At 71.5% G+C, this 18,353-nt stretch carries 16 protein-coding genes and 2 pseudogenes; 10 read left to right on the top strand and 8 right to left on the bottom strand.

Annotated features, from left to right (window positions below):
- Positions 1-56 precede the first annotated feature (56 nt).
- The 3 genes from HB370_RS00635 to HB370_RS00620 all read left to right on the top strand — a co-directional run bounded on the left by HB370_RS00635 (position 57) and on the right by HB370_RS00620 (position 2,812).
- On the top strand, positions 57-563 hold the full coding sequence (locus HB370_RS00635) for a helix-turn-helix domain-containing protein (RefSeq protein ID WP_030793987.1): 507 nt from the start codon (positions 57-59) through the stop codon (positions 561-563).
- A 619-nt stretch (positions 564-1,182) separates the two neighbouring features.
- Positions 1,183-1,830: a dihydrofolate reductase family protein gene (locus HB370_RS00630; protein ID WP_030793984.1), complete on the top strand. Its 648-nt coding sequence runs from the start codon at positions 1,183-1,185 to the stop codon at positions 1,828-1,830.
- Positions 1,831-2,353: 523 nt separating this feature from the next.
- Positions 2,354-2,812 (top strand): IS21 family transposase, encoded by a 459-nt coding sequence (locus tag HB370_RS00620; protein WP_051816212.1) that lies wholly within the window; start codon positions 2,354-2,356, stop codon positions 2,810-2,812.
- An 801-nt stretch (positions 2,813-3,613) separates the two neighbouring features.
- Here HB370_RS00620 and HB370_RS00615 read toward each other — a convergent pair.
- On the bottom strand, positions 3,614-3,910 hold the full coding sequence (locus HB370_RS00615; protein ID WP_030793979.1) for a hypothetical protein: 297 nt from the start codon (positions 3,908-3,910) through the stop codon (positions 3,614-3,616).
- A 48-nt stretch (positions 3,911-3,958) separates the two neighbouring features.
- Between HB370_RS00615 and HB370_RS00610 the strand changes: the two genes are divergently transcribed.
- The 4 genes and pseudogenes from HB370_RS00610 to HB370_RS00600 all read left to right on the top strand — a co-directional run.
- Positions 3,959-5,371 carry a pyridoxal-dependent decarboxylase gene (locus HB370_RS00610; protein ID WP_037703312.1) on the top strand — a complete coding sequence of 471 codons (1,413 nt, stop codon included), beginning with the start codon at positions 3,959-3,961 and terminating at the stop codon, positions 5,369-5,371.
- Between the two features lie 115 nt (positions 5,372-5,486).
- Positions 5,487-5,936, top strand: a pseudogene (locus tag HB370_RS41530) (DUF6354 family protein).
- Complete coding sequence (locus HB370_RS00605) at positions 5,933-6,124, top strand: hypothetical protein (protein ID WP_030793974.1); 192 nt, start codon at positions 5,933-5,935, stop codon at positions 6,122-6,124. Before HB370_RS41530 ends, HB370_RS00605 begins: the two are co-directional and overlap by 4 nt.
- 864 nt (positions 6,125-6,988) lie before the next feature.
- Positions 6,989-7,333 (top strand): annotated as a pseudogene (locus HB370_RS00600) (IS3 family transposase); the annotation flags it as partial.
- Between the two features lie 393 nt (positions 7,334-7,726).
- On the opposite strand, the gene HB370_RS00590 reads toward HB370_RS00600, so the two are convergent.
- Positions 7,727-8,032, bottom strand: coding sequence for a hypothetical protein (locus tag HB370_RS00590; RefSeq protein ID WP_030793967.1), 306 nt, complete (start codon positions 8,030-8,032; stop codon positions 7,727-7,729).
- A gap of 426 nt (positions 8,033-8,458) precedes the next feature.
- Between HB370_RS00590 and HB370_RS00585 the strand changes: the two genes are divergently transcribed.
- A complete protein-coding gene (locus HB370_RS00585) occupies positions 8,459-8,629 on the top strand; it encodes a hypothetical protein (RefSeq protein WP_280117720.1) in 171 nt (56 codons plus the stop codon).
- Positions 8,630-8,897: 268 nt separating this feature from the next.
- On the opposite strand, the gene HB370_RS00580 is transcribed toward HB370_RS00585, so the two are convergent.
- The 5 genes from HB370_RS00580 to HB370_RS00560 are packed head-to-tail and all read right to left on the bottom strand — an operon-like array spanning position 8,898 to position 15,631.
- Positions 8,898-9,878, bottom strand: a complete 981-nt coding sequence (locus tag HB370_RS00580; RefSeq protein WP_030793964.1) for an SUMF1/EgtB/PvdO family nonheme iron enzyme — start codon at positions 9,876-9,878, stop codon at positions 8,898-8,900.
- On the bottom strand, positions 9,875-10,522 hold the full coding sequence (gene ribA, locus HB370_RS00575) for a GTP cyclohydrolase II (protein ID WP_051816211.1): 648 nt from the start codon (positions 10,520-10,522) through the stop codon (positions 9,875-9,877). The genes HB370_RS00580 and ribA overlap by 4 nt, the downstream gene beginning before the upstream one ends.
- Positions 10,519-12,399 (bottom strand): WD40 repeat domain-containing protein, encoded by a 1,881-nt coding sequence (locus HB370_RS00570; RefSeq protein ID WP_030793957.1) that lies wholly within the window; start codon positions 12,397-12,399, stop codon positions 10,519-10,521. Before HB370_RS00570 ends, ribA begins: the two co-directional genes overlap by 4 nt.
- Positions 12,400-12,428: 29 nt before the next feature.
- Entirely contained in the window at positions 12,429-13,709 is a 1,281-nt protein-coding gene (locus tag HB370_RS00565) for an MFS transporter (protein ID WP_030793954.1), read from the bottom strand.
- Between the two features lie 23 nt (positions 13,710-13,732).
- A complete protein-coding gene (locus HB370_RS00560) occupies positions 13,733-15,631 on the bottom strand; it encodes a PQQ-binding-like beta-propeller repeat protein (RefSeq protein ID WP_106980817.1) in 1,899 nt (632 codons plus the stop codon).
- A gap of 410 nt (positions 15,632-16,041) precedes the next feature.
- Here HB370_RS00560 and HB370_RS00555 point away from each other — a divergent pair, with 410 nt between their 5' ends.
- Positions 16,042-16,824 (top strand): flavin reductase family protein, encoded by a 783-nt coding sequence (locus HB370_RS00555; RefSeq protein ID WP_030793948.1) that lies wholly within the window; start codon positions 16,042-16,044, stop codon positions 16,822-16,824.
- Positions 16,821-17,705, top strand: a complete 885-nt coding sequence (locus HB370_RS00550; RefSeq protein WP_244405311.1) for a carbon-nitrogen hydrolase family protein — start codon at positions 16,821-16,823, stop codon at positions 17,703-17,705. Before HB370_RS00555 ends, HB370_RS00550 begins: the two co-directional genes overlap by 4 nt.
- Before the next feature lie 296 nt (positions 17,706-18,001).
- On the opposite strand, the gene HB370_RS00545 is transcribed toward HB370_RS00550, so the two are convergent.
- The gene (locus tag HB370_RS00545) at positions 18,002-18,325 is read right to left on the bottom strand and encodes a hypothetical protein (protein ID WP_051816207.1); all 324 of its coding nucleotides are present in this window, start codon (positions 18,323-18,325) and stop codon (positions 18,002-18,004) included.
- Positions 18,326-18,353 lie beyond the last annotated feature (28 nt).

Genomic DNA, 18,353 nt, shown 5'->3' with positions numbered 1-18,353 from the left:
AGTCAGGAAGGTAGCAGTCTGCCTGCTGAAAAGGCTAGCCAGGGTAGAATGTGGGAATGGGACACGTTGACCTGCACAGCCAAGACGCGGTGTTCACGCGCGCGGGCGAGTTCGCCGACCGGGACGCCTTCACGGCGGCCGGCTGGTGCGCCATGGAGCGCTCACTGGAGGTAGTCGGCACCCGCTCGGCGATGATGCTGGTCAGAGAGGCGTTCTATGGTGGGCGGCGCTTCGATGACCTGGTGCGGCGCACCGGTCTCGCGGAGACGGTGGCCTCCAAGCGGCTGCGGCAGCTGGTGGCCGACGGGCTCATGGAGCGCAGCCCTTATCGCGAGCCGGGCGCACGCACCCGTTACGAGTACGTGCTCACCGAACGGGGCCGGGCGCTGTTCCCGCTGCTCGTTGCGCTGATGCGGTGGGGGCGGACCATCCAGGGTGATGCGCACGGCGGGGTGGAACTCGCTCACGCGGACTGCGGCGCCCTGCTGGTGCCCGCGGTGCGGTGCGAGGCCGGGCACGACGTGCCCATCGAGGAGACTGAGGCGCGCCTCGCCTCGTCTTGACGTCGTGCTCCTCGCGGCCGTCCGCGATATCAGGCAGCGGGGCACGCATCGCGAAGGATTCGCCGACGAGACCCCGCCTCGAGCTGCGTCCACGAGGCGGGTCTCGCGTCACAGGAGTCGCGCAATGCGCGGCCGCCCACAGTGCGACCACACCTCCCTCGTGCGGCGCCCCGTGTCTCGCACCCGGCTTTTCCGACCCCGCTTTGTCGTATCTGCGGCACTGGTGCGGCTCGGGCCGCACGGGGGCCGCAGCCCGTAGCGCCAATTCGATGCGGCATGGCCGTACCCCCAGGAGCAAGTCTGCGGTGGGAACTGCGCAGGGCTGTTGAAGAACTGGGTGTCCATGGGCACCTCATTGGGCTCCACCACACGGATCGGAAGTGGCTCCGCGGCGTAAGAAGTTGATCTGGCTCCACCTGGCGGTCAGAGAGGCCGTGAAAGGCTCTGCGGATCGACTATGCGGTCGATGAGACCGACGGGCGGTTGAGGGAATCAGGGCCAAGCTGGGCTGCCGGGTCGGGTGCCGGACGACGGAATCCTGGCCGGTCATGGACATATCGATGAGTTTTCGTGGCCTGGAGGGTCTCATCACCGTCATCGACAACGCGGGAGGAAACACGTGACCCAGTTGCTGAGAGTCCAGAACTTCAACGTCTCAAGTGACGGCATCGGTGCCGGTGAGGACCAGAGCTTCGAGAATCCGTTCGGCCACGGCATCGATCCGGCGAAGCTGTTCGCGTGGGCCGGCGCCACAGCTAGTTGGCCCATGCGTACCGACCCCGGGGGCAGTCGGGGCCTTGACGACTACTTGACGCGGGACTACGCACGCAACATCGGAGCCGAGATCATGGGCCGCAACAAGTTCGGGCCCCAGCGCGGGCCCTGGCAGGACCATGAGTGGTGCGGCTGGTGGGGTGACGAGCCCCCGTTCCGCACGCCGGTGTTCGTCATGACCCACCACAAGCGTCCTTCGTTCACGCTCTCCGACACCACGTTCCACTTCGTCGACGGCGACCCGGTCACGGTTCTTGAGCAGGCGCGGGAGGCGGCTCAGGGCAAGGATGTCCGACTCGGTGGCGGTGTCTCCACCATCCGGCAGTTCCTCGACGCCGACCTCGTCGACACCATGCATGTGGCGGTCTCACCGGTGAAGCTCGGATCCGGACTGCGGCTGTGGGACTCCCCCGATGAGCTGCTTGACCGCTTCCACCTTGAGGTCGTGCCCAGCCCGAGTGGTGTGACGCACCACCTGTTCTGGCGAAAGTGACACGAGGACTCCGCGACGTGCCCTCTTTGGGGTGAATGCGCTGCTCCGTCCGCCCGGCGACGGCAGGGTTTGTGCGTCAACACGGTCATGTCGGAGGCCGTGGTGCTTGATCACGGTCCTGTCGGGAGGCCGGGATGGGTTTGTCGCGGACGGAGCTGTTCGCTGCGATCCGGAGGGACAAGCGTCTCGATCCGGAGATGTCGCAGCGGGCACTCGCGGAGAAATACGGAGTGCACCGCCGGACGGTGCGGCAGGCACTGACCTCTGCGGTCCCGCCGCCGAGGAAGAAACCAGCACCGAGGGCCACGGTCCTGGATCCGGCCAAGGGCTGGATCGACGCGATGCTGCGGGAGGATGCGACCGCGCCACGCAAGTAGAAGCACACCGCCCGCCGCATCCATCAACGTCTGGCTCAGGAAACGGCTTCGACCAGGCGTCGTACTCCACGGTCTGCGACTACGTCCTGGCCAGACGTCCGCAGATCGAGGCGGAGGTACTGGAGGGCCGCCGGCATCTGACCGGCATGGTCCCGCAGGTCCATCTGCCCGGCGAGGAAGCCGAGGTGGACTTCGCCGACGTGTGGGTCCGCCTGGCAGGCGAGGTCGTCAAGTGCCACCTGTTCACGCTGCGACTGTCGTACTCCGGCAAAGCCTTCCACCGCGTCTACGCCTCGCAAGCCCAGGAGTCCTTCATGGAAGGACACGTCGAGGCGTTCAACGTCCTGGGCGGAGTCCCGACCCGGCACATCCGCTACGACAACCTCAAACCGGCGGTCAACCGCATCTGCACCGGCCGCAGCCGGGTGGAATCCGAGCGGTGGCTGGCCTTCCGCGCTCACTACGGCTTCGATGCCTTCTACTGCATCCCTGGCCAGGACGGCGCCCATGAGAAAGACGGGGTCGAGCACGAGGGTGGCCGGTTCCGCCGCACACACCTGGTCCCGGTCCCCGAAGTCGCCACGCTTCAGGAGCTGAACGCCTGACTCACCGAGATCGACGCGGCCGAGGACGAACGGATCCTCGCTGGCAGGCTGACCAGCGTCGGCTTCAACTTCGTGGCCGAGGCCGACCAGCCACCGCGGACACTGGGCGGTCCACGATCTGAGTCGAGCCGGGTTTCGGCAACCCTCCACGCACCTGTCGGGGATGCGCTGGCGGAGGTCCACCGAGGCTTCAAAACTACCGTCAACACCCCCCACTCGGGCCAGCAGAACCACCCGATCGAAGTGGGGCCAAATCACCTTGCTACCGGGGCGTGAATCACACCACCGCACGCCCCTTCAGCCCATCAGTGGGGCCACAACAGCTCGGTGCAGTGGAGCCCAAAGAACTGCTTACAGACAACTGGGTTTCGTGGCGCTGCGCATCGTGCCGTGGCTCGGCAGCTCACGCCCATCGACCGGCTCTTCTGCGCGCTGCTCGCAGACAATGCCGCATCGCAACGGGTCACAGGATGAGGCGGCGTGATGGTGCACCCGCTTATCTAGGACCGTTGGCCTTGCTGGGACCAGGATTCTGTTCCTGCACCGGACTGATCCCGTCAGCCGGTCCTGTCGCCAGCGCCCCGGCCCGTGTGAACGACGACCGCAGCACACACGTCACCGCCGACGTCTTCGTCACCTCCAGCAAGGAGCGCTACCCCGACCTCTTCTGCCTCACCGACGGCCACCACACCGGAACCCCCAGGGCCCGCGACGAGGTCCTCCAGATCCTGAACCGTCTGCCCCGGCGCGCCGTCGACCTCACCTACGACCAAGCCGCCAACAGACGACTGCTCACCACCCTCACTCCGGCGCTCGCCCACCGTCCGGCCAGCCGAGCAATGACCGGGACGGGCGGCAGGCCCCCCAGGCGGTCACCTCGGCGGTGGTCGCCGGCAGCGCCCGGGCGAGGGCGGTTGCGGGCGCCCGTGAGGTGCGGGCGGCATCGAAGTACGTGCTGTAGACGGTGTCCTGGGGATCGGGCGGGGGCTCGGCCGGGCCCGGCGGGGGCGTTGACCGGGCGCCGTCCCGCGGCGCGGTGGGGGAGGCGGGCAGCAGTTCGAGCGGAGTCAGCCACGGGAGGCTCGTACGGGTGATCACGGGCTCCGCGGGAGGGGTTGTCGCAGGCGTCGCGTCTAGCGTCGGCGTATGAACGACGAGGTCTTCGCTGCCGTCGCCGCCGACGCCGCCGAGCGGCTCGTGGCCCACTGGCGGGCTCTTGCCGCCGCGGAACTCCCCGTGGTGCCGTCCGGTCCGCCGGGCACCACGTTGAAGGCGCTCCCCGAGCAGGCGCCCGAGAAGGGCGAGGACCTGGCGGAGATCCTCGACGACACCTGGCGCACGATCGTGCCGCAACTGGTCCACTGGCAGCATCCCGGTTTCCTCGGCTGGTTCCCGACCAACAACTCGCCCGCCTCAGTACTGGCGGAGCTGGTCACGGCGGGGCTGGGCGTGCAGGGCATGATGTGGTCGTCGTCGCCGGGCGCGACCGAACTCGAGCAGCGGGTCTGCGACTGGCTGGCCCGGGCCCTCGCCCTGCCGCAGCGGTTCCAGCATGCCTCCGGCCAGGGAGGCGGGGTGATCCAGGACTCGGCGTCGTCCGCCGTGCTCGTCGCGGTTGTCGCGGCGCTCAACCGGGCGTCGGTGGGACGCTGGCGCGCGCACGGCACGGAGGGCCGCTACCGGGTCTACTGCACCGCGCAGACCAACTCGTCCGTGCCCAAGGCGGTGCGGATCGCCGGGGCCGGAGAGGCCGTCCAGGTGCCCCTGCTGCCCGGCACCCACGAGATGGACCCGGCCGCGCTCGCTGCCCGGATGGACGCGGACCGGTCGGCGGGACTGATTCCCGCGGCCGTCGTCGCCACCGTCGGCACCACCACCACCTGCGCCACCGATCCCGTGCCCGAGATCGGCGCGGTCTGCCAAGAGCGCGGGGTGTGGCTCCACGTGGATGCAGCCTACGCCGGAAGCGCCGCCCTCTGCCCCGAGTTCCGCGACGGGAACGCCGGGCTGGGACACGCCGACTCCTACGCGGTCAACGCCCACAAGTGGATGCGTACCGGCATCCCCTGCGACGTCCTGTGGGTCGCGGACCACACGGCCCTCACCGACGCCGTGGGCCTGACCGCGTCCTACCTGCGCAACCCGGCCAGCGAGTCGAGGACCGTCGTCGACTTCAAGGACTGGCAGGTGCCGCTCGGCCGCCCGATGCGGGCCCTGAAGCTGTGGTACGTCATGCGTGCCCACGGGCTGGAGGGGCTGCGGGAGGCGATCCGTCACGATGTCAGTCTCGCCGTGCTGCTGGCCCGGCTGATCGAGGCAGAAGGGGGCTTCGAGGTCGTCGTGCACCGCCTCGGCCTGGTCGTCTTCCGCCGCGACACCGACGCCCGGACCCGCGACCTCGTCGAACGCCTCACCCGAGACCCCGTCGTGCTGTGCACGCCCGCCACCGTCGACGGCCGGCCGGTCCTGCGGGCCGCGCTGGGCTCCCCGTACACCGACGAGGCGGCCGTCCACCGGATCTGGTCGACCATCCGGTCCCACGCCGCCGCGCAGGACTGAGCCGGCCGGCACACCCGGCAGCGGACAGGGCCTGCCGGCTCGTCATCCGCCACCGCGTCGGCGAGGAAGCCGAGCCGGGTGAGCGCCGAGGCCGACGCCCGCGGCCCCGGGTGGCGTGCACCCCGATCTACGGGTACGGCGCCGACCGGGGCCGGTTGGAAGGCCTCTACCGGCATTTCGGCTTCGCCCCCATCCCCCTGCGGACCGGCGGGCCGCACGGTGGAGCAGGGGGCAGCTGTACCGCGACCTCGACCGGTACATGGCGGGCCGGGACCACCGGCTGCGCGTGGGCCCCATCGGCCCCGACGGCCGCGCCGCCTGCGTCGTCGAGTATGACCTGCACCAGGACGGCGCTCTCGTCTGACGCACCACCACCATCCACGTCAACCACCTCGTCAGCCCCCGCCGGTTCGAGCTGCTGGAGGACACCGACGCCGTGGCCTCGGACCCGCGCCACACCCGGCTGCTCACCGCGATGGCCGCCGTGCACGGACCCGCTGCCACCCCGCGCGACTACGCCCGCGCCGCCTACGACGCCCTCGGCCTGAAGGGCGGCGCCGCGTGAACCCCCGCGAGAGCACCGGGGACCCCCGGGGGAAGGAGGAGTCGGCCGGTGCCGGGCAGCAGGCGCTGTTTCCGGTGACGGTGAGGACCGTGCGCACCGAGACCACCTATGCCCGCCCGGTCGGCGGCCTGCTCACCGCCGACGACTTCGCCCGCCTCGCCGCCCGTACCCGCAAAGACGCCCGATGACCGGCCGGATGCCCGGGGGACACCCGGTGTGCGGTCCGCTCGCCACGGCGCGCGTCCTGCCGGAAAAGGGGCCGCCGAGCGCGGCATCGTCGCCGCGCGGCCGGCCGGCCGGTTCGCCCGCGCCAGCTGCCGTCGCGCCGCAGCCGACACCGGCCCGCGCGGCACCTCGCCGTGCCGGGCCCTCCCGCAGCCGGGCGCCGGCCTTCCCGGCAGCGCGACGCAGTTCGGCGGCATCGGCCGCGGCAAGAGCAGCTCCGCGTCCGCGCGCCCGGGACCTGCTCACCGCGGCGGGCATCGACGTCGAGGGAGAGGGTGCGCACAGGGGAAACCGGCAGCGGGACCACCGAATTCACCGGCACCCGCCCGGAAGACGAAGGAGACCGACGATGAAGTCCCAGCCGTCCAGCCGCCCGGCGGGCGAGGCCCGGCGACCCGACGTGGGAGTGGATCGTCGCTGCCAAAGGGCCGGACGCCGACCCAGACTTGCCACTCCGGAAATCGCGAAGGACCCGCGAGTGAGTGTTGTCGCACGGCCGGATCCGGGCCCCGCGCCCGCGCGCAACAGACCACGTACGGGCGCCCCGTGTCGCCTTCGCGGAGGACGACGACCCGTTGCCCCCGTTGTCGCTGGCCATCCGCAACGTGCGCACGATCACCAGGGGTCCGCTTTGGGGCGCCGGTCGGTCCGCTGACTGGCGCGCCGAGGCCGGGAGCCACACAACCTGGACGTGCCCGGCACCTGTGGGACGTCACGCGGCGGGCGGCGTCTGGACGTTCGGGACGCTTCCGATGGCGAGCAATCTGCCGATGGGCCACTGCGTGCTGCTCACCGGCACCCGCCTCGCGCGCGCGGTCGGTCACGGCTACGGCGTTCCCAGGATCACGGCCGAACTTCGTGAGGCGGGCGAGCGGGTCAACCACAAGCGGATCGCGCGGTTGATGCGGAGTATCGGCCTGACAGGCGTGCGCTTGCGCCGCAGACACCGCACCACTGTCGCGGACCCGACCGCGGCGAAGGCCCCGGACCTCGTCGGCCGCGACTTCACGGCACGCAAGCCGAACACGAAGTACGTCGGCGACATCACCTATCTCCCACTGGACGGCGGGAAGTTCCTGTATCTGACCACTGTCATCGGCCTCGCCTCACGCCGCCTGGCCGGCTGGGCGATCGCGGACCACATGCGCACCGACCTCGTCACCGACGCCCTGTCTCCCGCCGAGACGGACCCGATGGCTGTCCATGCCCACCCACCTGCCCCAGGGCCGCCAGACCGCCATCCGGAACGCCCTGATCGCCGACCCCGCCGCAGCCCGGCGACGGACCGAGACGATGATCCGGCAGGAATACCGGACCAGCCCCCACTGGTCCGCCCTCCAGACGGCACTGGAACCCGTCGGGCCGCGTTCGACACAGGACGGACCTGCCGCCGTCGCCGAAACCTCCACCCCGTCCTGCTGGGCCTCCTCGGCTGGCCAGGCCGCCGCCAGGCCGCGGCAAGGACGTCGCCGCTGAGGTGCTCGTCACTCAGGCGGAAGCCACGGACGGCGCGGTCATCCCCCTGCGGATCACCCCCCACCCGGCCGACCCGTCGGCCGTGCACGTCATGCCACGCCGAGGGGGTCTTTGACGAGGATGCTGTGTGTCCCGGGCACCTGCGCCGCCAGTCCCGGGGGGAGGATCTGGACGACGCTGCCCTGGCATCCCGGGACGTTGTGGACGCGGACGGGAACGTCCGTGAAGTTGAGTACGGTGGACAGTTGTACGACCTCGTAGCAGCCCAGCGGGTGGTTGTGGACGACTCCGCCGATGCGGAGGAATCCGTTCGTGGCGGACGCCGGGCCGGGAACGGTGAGCGTGAGCAGTCCGGCGGCCGCGAGTACGGTGAGTGTCGAGCTGATGTGACGCATGGCGCGCCTCCTCACGTGCAGGGCCGGAGGGTGTTCCGGCCCTGCACATGACCGTACGGAACTGGGCGGCTACTGCATCCCGGTGTCGTCCGGACGGGCGACACCGGGCGCCCGTCCGCTCGGCGCCGCGCGCGACCGGGGCCGGGCCCCGGGAGAGGGGACCGGACCGGTGCGACGTTGTTCAGCGGTCAGGTACGGTCCGGCGCCGCCGTCTCGTACGACTCGGGGCGCGGCCGTGCCGCGGGTTCAGTCCGTCATGGTGACGAGGCGGAGGAGCAACCCCCGTGGGCGCGGGGACGACATCACCGGCAAGGTCAGACGGCTCGCCTCCCACGAGCATCCCCCGCCCCTGCGGGGGGTGCTCCCACAAACCGCATCTCGGCGACCGAGGCGACGAAGCCGCCACCCCACGCGCTCACGAGCCCGATGGATGCCTGGTGCCCGATCAGCGTGGCGTTCGCCGCCCAGGTGGGACTGCTCTCCGGCCGGCTCGCCGCGCTGCTGCGGCGCAGCCGGCGGGTGTCGCGCGCCCTGGACTGCTTCAGCGGGACGGTGTTCGCCGGACTCGCCGTACGGCTCGCGGTCGTGCCCAAGTAGGCCGACGGAAGCGGGTGTTCACGCAACCGACCGACTGACGATCCGTGTCTGCCGAGCCAGGTGCCGACGTCGGCCCGGCTCTGGGCGGCCACCCTGCTGCGGACCGCCTTCGAACAGTCCGACACCACCCGCGGGGGATCTGACGACAGAGCTGGTCGAACAACCCGCAGGAGCGGCTGAACGAGGAAATCCTCCCGCGACTGCGCCCTGGGAGGTGCCACCAGCCGCACCGGCGTGGTCGGCGTCTTCCCCGACCGCGCCGCCGCCGTCATGCATGGGGCGGCCGCCGGCTCGTGGCCAGGCGGAATCCGACGGGGTACAGGGGGCCGGGGAAGGCGCCGTGGCGGCGGCGGGTGCGGGTGAGGTCGCCGAAACGGCAGAAGCTGCCGCCCCGGGCGACCCGGTAGACGTTCATGGTCTCCACCAGGTGGTCCGCCACGAACGGTCCGCCGGGGTAGGGGCGGTAGTCGTCGGCGGTGAATTCCTCGACGTTCCCCGCCATGTCGTACACGCCGAGCGGGGAGCGCCCGGCGGGGAAGGCGCCGACGGGGGTGGTGGTGTGGACACCGGTCTCCCGGGTGTTCGCGGCCGTCGGGTCGAAGGTGTCGCCCCAGGGGAACTCCCGGCCGTCCGGCCCCTTGGCCGCGTGCTCCCACTCGGCCTCCGTGGGGAGCCGCCACGGGTGACCGGTGCGGTCGCTGAGCCAGGCCGCGTACGCGTCGGCGTCCTCGGGCCGCACGCCCGCGACGGGGTGGTTGCTCCGGTCGTACGGGTAGGCGCCCAGGTACCAGGTGGTCGGGCGGCCGGGGTGGCCGGTGTCGGCGAGGAAGGCGCGGTACTCCTCGTTGGTGACCGGGTAGCGGCCGATCCAGAAGTCCCGCAAGACCACGGTGTGGGCCGGGGTTTCCTTCTCGATCCAGGACCGCTCGACGCCGACGTGCGCCCAGCCGGCGACGACCGCGTCGACCGACCCGGGGTCCAGGCCGATCTCCACCGTGCCGCCCGGCACGTGGCAGACGGCCGGACGGGTGACGTCGATGCGGGGATCACCGGTGAGCGCGAGGATGCCCCCGGCGACGAGCCGCTGCGCCGGCGGCACCTGCGGGTCCTCCACTCGGGCGGCCAGTTGCTGCGGCGTGAGCGCCGCCAGGGCCGCCGCCTGCGGTCCGGGAGGCCGTACGTCCTGGGGTCGGGCCAGGGCGGCGTGCTCCCGGAAGTGGGGCGAGCGGGCGACGTCCTCAAGCCTCACGAGGTGCCTCCCAGAGTGATGGTGTGGCCCTGGCGGAGGGCCTTGGCCTCGAGGTAGCGGGCGTTCTCGGCGGTCCGGTAGACGCCGGTGGGGACGGCGTCCAGGACGTCGATGCCGTACTCCCGCAGCTGTGCCACCTTGTCGGGGTTGTTGGTCAGGAGCCGTACGCGGTTCATGCCGAGGGCGTTGAGCATCGCGGCGGCGACACCGTAGCCGCGTTCGTCGGCCTCGCGGCCGATGAGCCGGTTCGCCTCGAAGGTGTCCGCCCCGCCGTCCTGGAGCAGGTAGGCGTCGAGCTTGTTGTACAGGCCGATGCCACGTCCCTCCTGGCGGAGGTACAACACCGCTCCTCCGTCGGCGGCGATCCGCCGCAGGGACTCCTCCAGCTGCGGGCCGCAGTCGCAGCGGGCGGAGCCGAGGACGTCCCCGGTGAGGCACTCGCTGTGCAGCCGGACCAGCGGAACGCTCGGGGCGGGGTTGCCGAGGACGATCGCGAGATGCTCGGCCGCGTCGGGCAGTCCGGAGAAGGTGACCAGTTCGGCGTGCTGTCCGCCGGCTCGGTGGAGGGTGACGCCGACGCGGGCCCGTACCGCCACCTCCGGGGCGGCGACGACTGCTGTGGGCCGGGGCTCGGAGATGCTCATACGGCCAGGGCCTCCTCGTGGCGATCGGACCGGGCGGCCAGGTCCTCGATCCGCCAGTCCCGCCGTACCCGGGGCTCGCCGTCGGGTCCGCGGGTCACGACGACGATCCGCCCGTCCCAGCCGGCGACCGCGACGTTGTCGCCGTCCAGCGATGCCATGCAGGACAGGCCCTGGTCGAACGCGGTCAGCAGGTGTCCGCAGGAGAGGGTCCGCGCGGTGGCGTCCCAGTCGACGCGCCACGCGTACAGGCCGAAATCATAGGAACCGGCCAGCACGACCGGGGCGTCGGGGTCGCCGAGCAGGCCGACACACTTGACCGACTCGTCCGGACCGAGGAGCGTCTGGACGGCTTCGGCCCGCAACGCGCCCGGGCCGTCGCCCGTGATGCGGCCGACCTTGACGGTGTGGTCACGGGAGGCGCTCGCCGCGACCCGGCCGCCCAGGACGGCGACGGCGTTGACCAGGTTGCCGTGCTCCCACAGCGTCTCGCGCCGGTGCAGGTCGCCCGCGGCGACAGTGTGGTCGGTGGCGGCGGACAGGAACCCCGAGGGCAGCGAGGTGAGCGACTTGACCGAGCCGCCGTGGGCGCTGCGCCGGGCCGTGACGGCCAGCGTCCGCGGGTCGAGGGCGACCAGCTCGCCGTTGTACGTGCCGGCGACCAGTGCGTCCCCGTGGAAGCAGAGGGACGGCAGCGGCGCGCCGAGCTGCTCGCTGACGATCCGGCGGCCGTCCAGCAGGCCGATCACCTGGCCGGAGTAGGTGGCCGCATAGAGGGCGCCGTCGCGGACGGCGAGGGAGAGTACCGGGCCGTCGGCGACCGCCAGGGCGCGCACCGCACGGGGCGCCCCGGTTTCGTCGCTGGTGCCGTCGAGGTCCACGGCGAACACGGTCCCCGAGTCGCAGCCGATGAACAGCTGCCCGTCGTGTGCGGCCAGCGCGTTGGGGCCGTGGTTGGGCACGGCGGGGGCGGCGATCTCGGCGCCGTCGGGGGCGTACAGGTGGGGGCCGTTCCAGAAGCTGCCGGCCGCGATCAGCCCGCGCGCCACCGATACGGAGCGGGGCCACACCCGGGCGTCCTGGACGCGGTGGGTGCGCCTGCCGTCCGCGGTGAAGAAGTGCAGCGCACCGTCGTACGCGCCGATGACGAGGGAGGTGTCGTCCTCGGACCAGCCGACCGTGCGGGCCGCCGAGGCCGACACCTCCAGCGTGCGCAGCAGCTCCAGCCGGCCGGTGAGCAGGTCGACGCGGCCGTCGTCGCGGGCGACGGCCAGCACCTTGCCGGAATGGGACCAGGCGCAGCCCTCGATCGAGGAGTCGTAGTGCCGTACGGCGGTGTCGGAGTCGGAACCGGGACGGCGTACGGCCACCATGCCGTCCTCGCCGGCGGTGGCGACCAACCCGTCCGGGCCGACGGAGACGGCCATGCAGTGCGCCGTGTGGGAGCCCACCTCGGAGAGGAACGCTCCGGTCAGGGCGTTCCACAGGGTGGCCCGGCCGTCCTCGGAGACGCAGATGAGGCGCTCGCCGTCGGGCATCCAGTCGACGGAGTTGACGTCGTCGGTGTGGCGGGCGAGCACGCTGACCAGGTCGGGCTGGTCCGAGTCGTCGTCGGGTATGCGCCACACGGCGACGGTCTTGTCGGCGGAGCAGGTGGCCAGCACGTCCGGGGAGGCGGGGTTCCAGGCGCAGGCGTTGACCAGGCGCCGGTGCCGCAGGCGGTGCAGGAGCCTCGGTCTGGCCGGGTTTTGGATGTCCCAGACCAGCGCGGTCCCGTCGTAGGAGCAGCTCGCCAGGCGCTGCCCGTCGGGGCGCAGCGCGACATGGGTGACGGGGGCGGCGTGTCCGGTGGCGTTGACGGGCAGGTCGATCGAGCGCATATCGTCCCTTGCTGTTCGGCTGTGTGACGCTATGTGACAGGCGTGTCGTCGTCGTTGGCGGCGGCCGGGTCGGTGGCGTCCGCCTCGCTCCAGTGGGGCCAGAAACAGAGCAGGCAGAGCAGCGACAGGCCGGCGGCCAGCCCCAGGAATACCAGGACGGCGACGTCGCCCCACGTCTGCTGCACCGCGGGGATCAGGAGGGGCGCGACCAGGATCGGCAGGCCGCTCATCAGGTTGAACAGGCCCTCGGCCCGGCCGACGACTTCGGGCGGCAGGTACTTGATGACGATCATCGAGGTGACGGCCGTCATGGCGGACCGCATGGTGAAAAACGCCACCATGCAGGCCACGAAGACCAGGGTGGAGGGGAGCGCCATGACGAAGAGGGCACCCGTCATGACGGTCGCCGAGAGAGCGAGGACGGTCCGGGGGCGGGTGCGGGCCCGGGCCGCGATGTAGACGCTTCCGGCGAGGGCGCCGATGTTGGCGACGGCCTGGGCGGTGCTGACGCCGCCGGCGGACATGTGCCAGTGGTCGCGCAGGTACCAGACCATGAACGACAGCACGCCCACCCCGCCGGCGAAGTGCAGCGGCAGCGAGGTCAGCTGCACGTACAGCACGCGCTTCTCCGCGCGCATGATCCGCCAGCCGGCGGCGATGTCGCGGAACAGGGCCGGCCGCCGGCCCGGCCCGCCGTCGCGCGGTCCGTCCTTGGCCGGCGGGTGGATGCCCATCAGCCAGACGGCGATCGGCGCGAGGAAAGTGGCGGCGTTGAACCACAGCAGCCCCAGATATCCGACCAGGCCGACTCCGGTGGCGACCAGCAGCGGACCGATGACGTTGGACGTCACGAAGAGGCTGCTGAGCACCGCCCGGGAGCGGGCGGCGTTGCGCGGGAACATCGTCGCGACGCCGGTGATCCACCCCGTCCGGTACATCTCGCCGCCCAGTTGCACCAGGGCGCCCAGGCAGAACAGCGCCGCGGTGGAGGCCCGCCCGGCCAGCACGGCGAGGTTGAGCGCCACCGCCCCGGTGAGCTGGACCAGCAGCCCGGGGACGACGAAGACACGCGGTCCCCAGCGGTCCACGACCGCCCCGAGCCACGGGCTGAGCAGCAGCATGAACGGGGCCAGGGCGGCGAGGAGCGACATGGTCGTCAGCGAGCCGGTGAGCTCGTAGACGAACAGCGGCAGGCCCACCTTGTAGGCCGCCTCGCCGAGGTTGTTGACGAAGTTCCCGGTGGCGAAGACGACGAAGCGGCGGTCGTGCCAGGGGCCGGGGGAGGGACTCTCGGCTGTCCGGAGGTTCATCCGTACGGTGTCCGGTCCGCGCCTCAGCGCGCCGCGGGAGCGCCGTAGCTGAGCGTGAAGCGGGCGGGCCTGCGCGGCAGCCAGCGGTCCTCCAGCTTGGCGAAGGTGCCCTCCTCGGCGGGTTTGTCCATGCGGTACAGGGAGAGCAGCCCCGTGCGGCAGCCGACGAGCAGATGGGGCCGGCCGTCACGGTCGCGCACGATGCTCAGCGCCTTGGGATAGTCCGGCAGGTCCTCCATGAAGCCGACGAACCCGTCGCCGTCGTAGGTGTAGGCGGCCACCTGCATGCCGTAGGAGCTGACGCACACCAGGCCGTCGCTGACGGTGGCGTTCTCGGCGGTGTTGGACAGCAGTTCCCGCCAGGTGCGGGTGACGCCCCGGCCCACGGCGATCTCCTTCAGGCCGCCGTCGCCGACAACGTAGAGGAAGCCGTCCTGCGCCCACATGCGCTTGGGGTACTCGCCCTGGTCCAGGCGCCACTGCGGTTTCCCGGGGTCCTCGCCGAAGACCGCGAGGACGCCGTTGCGGGTGGCCACGACGCGTTCGCCGCCGGGGAGGTACGTGGCGGCCCACACCGGCAGCCCGTCCACGCCGAGTGTGGTCAGCGTCTCGCCGGTGGCGGTGTCGAGTTCCACGGCGCCGGCGTTGCCGGCGACCAAGGCGCGCGTGCCGTCGGGCGAGGCGGCGACGGTGTGGAGCAGCCCCTCGGGCAGCCGGCGGTCCCATACGACCTCGCCGCCGCGCCGGGCGCGCAGGACGTGGCGGTCCCGGGTGACGGCCAGCCAGCCGCCCTCGACCGGGGCGACGCGGCGGGTGAAACCGAGTCCGGTCTCGTGGTCCTCCGTGATGTGCAGCGTCGGCCCGCTCGCCCTCTGGTGCACCTCGGCGACGGCGACGCCGGAGTCCGTGGCGCAGTACAGGACGGCCGGGTCCTCGCGGGAGGGCTGGATGTCCCAGACGGCCTGCCGCCGGAAACCCATCGCGCGGACGAAGGTGCCGTCCGCGGTGAGCCGGGTGATCTCGCCGTCCTGGCACAGGACGAACACATCGCCGGAAGGGCTGACGGTGATGTCGCTGAGCTGGTGGGAGAAGCCGCTGACCACGCGTTGGACCCGCAGTTCGGGGGTGCTGTTGTCGAAGATGTGCAGTTCGCCGTCGAATCCGCCGGAGTAGGCCTTGCTGAAATCAGGGGAGAAGGCGACGAATTCGACGTCGTCGCGGGCGAAAAGGTATTCGTCCTGCTTCTCGCCGTCGACCGAGACGACGACCACGCCGTTGGCGATGTCGGCGTTGTCGCCCTCGCCGAAGTCCTGTGTGCACCAGAACCGGTCGTGACGGCTGTCGTAGCGGACCCGGTGGATATTTCCGTCGTCCAGTTTGACGTGGTCGGAGAATTCCAGGTCGGTGAAGCTGCCGAACCGAAGGTTTCCTTCCTTGTCGGACACGGCATGCCGGGTGGGGTGCTCGACGCAGGCCCATTCCATGGGGCTGTTCCCGCAGATGTTGGGGCGGATCTCGAGCACGTCGAAGGTGTGCAGGTCGAGCACGAGCATCTGGTGGTGGTAGCCGCTGGTGACGAAGACCCGGCCGTCCCACACGCCGATCCCGCGGGAGCTCACCGGGGAGGGTTCCTCCCCCTCGATCAGCCCCGACGGGTCGCACACGGTCACCGGGTCGAGGCGGTTGACCAGGTCGAGCGTGTCGAGCGACCAGCGCAGCACGGCTCCCATGCGGTCCTTGCCGATGACCCAGCCGTCGGCGACGGCAAGCCCGTACAGCGGTCTGCCCTCCCGGACCCGGGGCGAGGAGCGGATCACATGGAACTCGTCGTCGAGCAGGTGCACGCGGCCGAAGGTATCCGAGACGAGAAGTCCTTCGCCCGCGACGTGGAGGATGCGCATGGCGCGGTCTGTCAGCTTCACGGCGGCTTTCCACATTCCTCGTACGAGATTTTCTGCCGGGTCGGCGGCCCGGCCGGCCGCGACGAATCGGCGGTCGGCCGGACCGTGTGGTTCGCGGGCTGTGGACCGCGAAGTGATCAGCGCGTCACTTGTTGGTGCGCACGTTGCGGCGGATCGGCTTCTTCATGGGAAAGCACCCCCCTCCGGGTATCCGACAGCAAACTTGCGACTCAATGGAAGGGACCGTCCTTCGAGAGTGACAAGAGGCCGCCAGAGTGATCTGCGCCACTCTCGGCATGTGCCCATCCAGGGTGGCACGGCACCGGAGATGATTGGCCGAAAAGCATCGGTGTCGGACCGTACCCCCGGATTAGAGTGACCGTTCCCAAGGGCTCAGTGAGCCGGGTCGATACAGGTGATGAGGGTGGTACGTGTCCCCGGAGATCCCCGACCAGCTGTGGAAGAAGGCGACGAGCACCATCGGTCTCATCGCCGTGCGCCACGATCATGGTGTGAACGTGATGTCCGCCGAGTGGTCCTACTTCGTCAACAAGGACCCGCTGTACGCGGCCGTGGTGCTCAGTCCCCGGGCGCGCAGCCGCGAACTGATCCCCGAGCGCGGTGAGTTCAGCCTGACGCTGTGCTCCGAGGAGCAGGCCGAGCTGGCCGACTTCGCCGGCAGCTTCTCCCTGGGCGACCTCGACAAGACGAGCTGCGAACTCATCGAGTTCGGCACCCCGCGGGCCACCAGCACCCCCTGGGTCGGGGGCGGCCTGGTCGCTCTGGAGTGCGTGCTGCGCGAGACCGTACCGTTTCCCGTGCACACCATGTTCGTCGCCGAGGTCGTGGCCGCCCACCTGCCCGAGACCGCCCGCCGGCCGCTGGTGAAGCACGGCCCCATGCACACACTCGGGGAGCCCGTGCAGCGCACGGCCGTCGCGGCCGCCGCGCAGGTGCTGCCCGACGGCACGCTGCGGGTGGCGGCCACGGGGCCCGCGGCACCGGGCGCCGACGTCTGGCGGGTGAGCCTGGTGTGTGCCGACGGCACCCGGACCGACCTCGGCGAACACCCGTCGGCCGAGTACGGCGACTTCCTGGTCGACCTGCCGCTCCCTCGGGACCTTCCGCCGGCTGCCGGGATGCGGGTCGTGGTGGAACGCGAGGGCGCCAAGCCGGGCTTCGCGCGCCTGCCGGAGAGGAGCGCGCGGCCGTGAACGGGCCGGCCGAGCAGCCGTCCGCCCGGGCGTCCGCCGTGCCGGAGCTGCCGTCCGCACCGCTGCGGGTGGCCGCCGTGCAGATCGAGGCGACGCCGGGGGCCGTCGCGGACAACGCCCGCCGGGCGGCCGATCTCGCCGCAGGCGCCGCCGCGCGCGGTGCGCGTGTCGTGGTCCTGCCCGAACTGCATCTGTGCGCCTACGACCTGCCGACCGTCGCCGCGGCGCCCGCGGAGTGTGAGATCGCCGCGGACGAGTCCGGGGTGATCACGGACGGCAGGCTGGAGCCCCTGGCCGAGGCGGCCTCCCGCACCGGGGCACTGATCCTGGCGGGGGCCGCGATCCGCCGGCCCGACGGGCGGCTGGCGAACTCCGTCGTGGCCGCGCGGCCCTCCGGCGCCGTGGCCGCCGTGTACGACAAGCAGCACCTGTGGCACGCGGACGAGGCCCGGCTGTTCACGGCCGGGCGGGCAGGCGCGGCGCTGGAGGCCGACGGCTGGCGGCTGGGGCTCGCGGTCTGCTACGACATGTCGTTCCCCGAGCACGCCAGGGCGGCCGCGCTGTCCGGCGCGCACGCCTACCTGTGTCTCGGCGCCTTCGCGTCCGGAAACGAACACCGCGCCGCCGTCTACCTGGCGGCCCGGGCCCTGGAGAACACCGTCTACAGCGTGTTCGCCAACCCGGTCGGCGGACCGGCGGCCCGCCCTGCGCGCGGCGGGAGCGTCGTGTACGCGCCGGACGGCACCCTGGTGGCCGGCGCCGGCACGGACAAGGAGGGCACGATCCTGGCCGACCTGGACCCGGCCCGCATGGCCGAGGTCCGCAGCTTCCTGCGCATGCTCGACGAACAGCGCGCCCGGCTGGACCTCGCAGGGATGTGACCCGCATGCGCGCCGGGAAGTGACGGGCCCTTTCAGTTCGCTGCTGGTGAATGCCTCACGGGCCTGACGGGTTCACCCGGACCAGGGAGGGCGGACTCGGTCCGGCCCGGACTGCACCATTGGGCAGGCCAGGGAGCGCACGGTTATCCCCGGTTCCGCAGGTCCCGTTTCAGCTCCTTGAACCGTGCGGCCCGGCGAGGGGCTCGGCTCGTATCGGGTGCGCTGCCGAGTGCGAGGACGGGATCGGTGACCTGGTAGGTCACTCGGTAGGACAGGACATCCAGGGCGGTCTCCAGTCATTCCTCTGCCCGGCGTGGTGGAGTCATGGGGCCGAGTGCCGTCGTGAACCACACGGGCAGCAGGTCGGTGCCGGTGAGCGCGTCGGGCAACCGGCCGCGCAGGCGTACCCGCAACCGGGTGCGCGCACGCTCTCCGGCCTCGAGGACCGTCGCCACCTTCGCACGGCGGGCGTTGTCCGCGGCCAGCTCGGCTTGTGCGCTCTCGGCCAGCCGTCCAATTCGGTCCTGGCCCTTCCGGGTCTCCGCCGCGGCCTTGGTGAACGCCTGCTCGGCCCTCTTTCGGCTTGGGTCGCCGGCGGGACTCTCCCCCCAGCAGGGCATCGACGTGCTGGGGCGGGCGTTTCAGCGA

Origin of the sequence: Streptomyces sp. DSM 40868, from assembly GCF_011820545.1 — a bacterium.
Taxonomy (GTDB): Bacteria; Actinomycetota; Actinomycetes; order Streptomycetales; family Streptomycetaceae; genus Streptomyces; species Streptomyces eurythermus.
The sequence above is the reverse complement of the archived record's forward strand: the minus strand, read 5'-3'. Positions and strand labels throughout refer to the sequence as shown.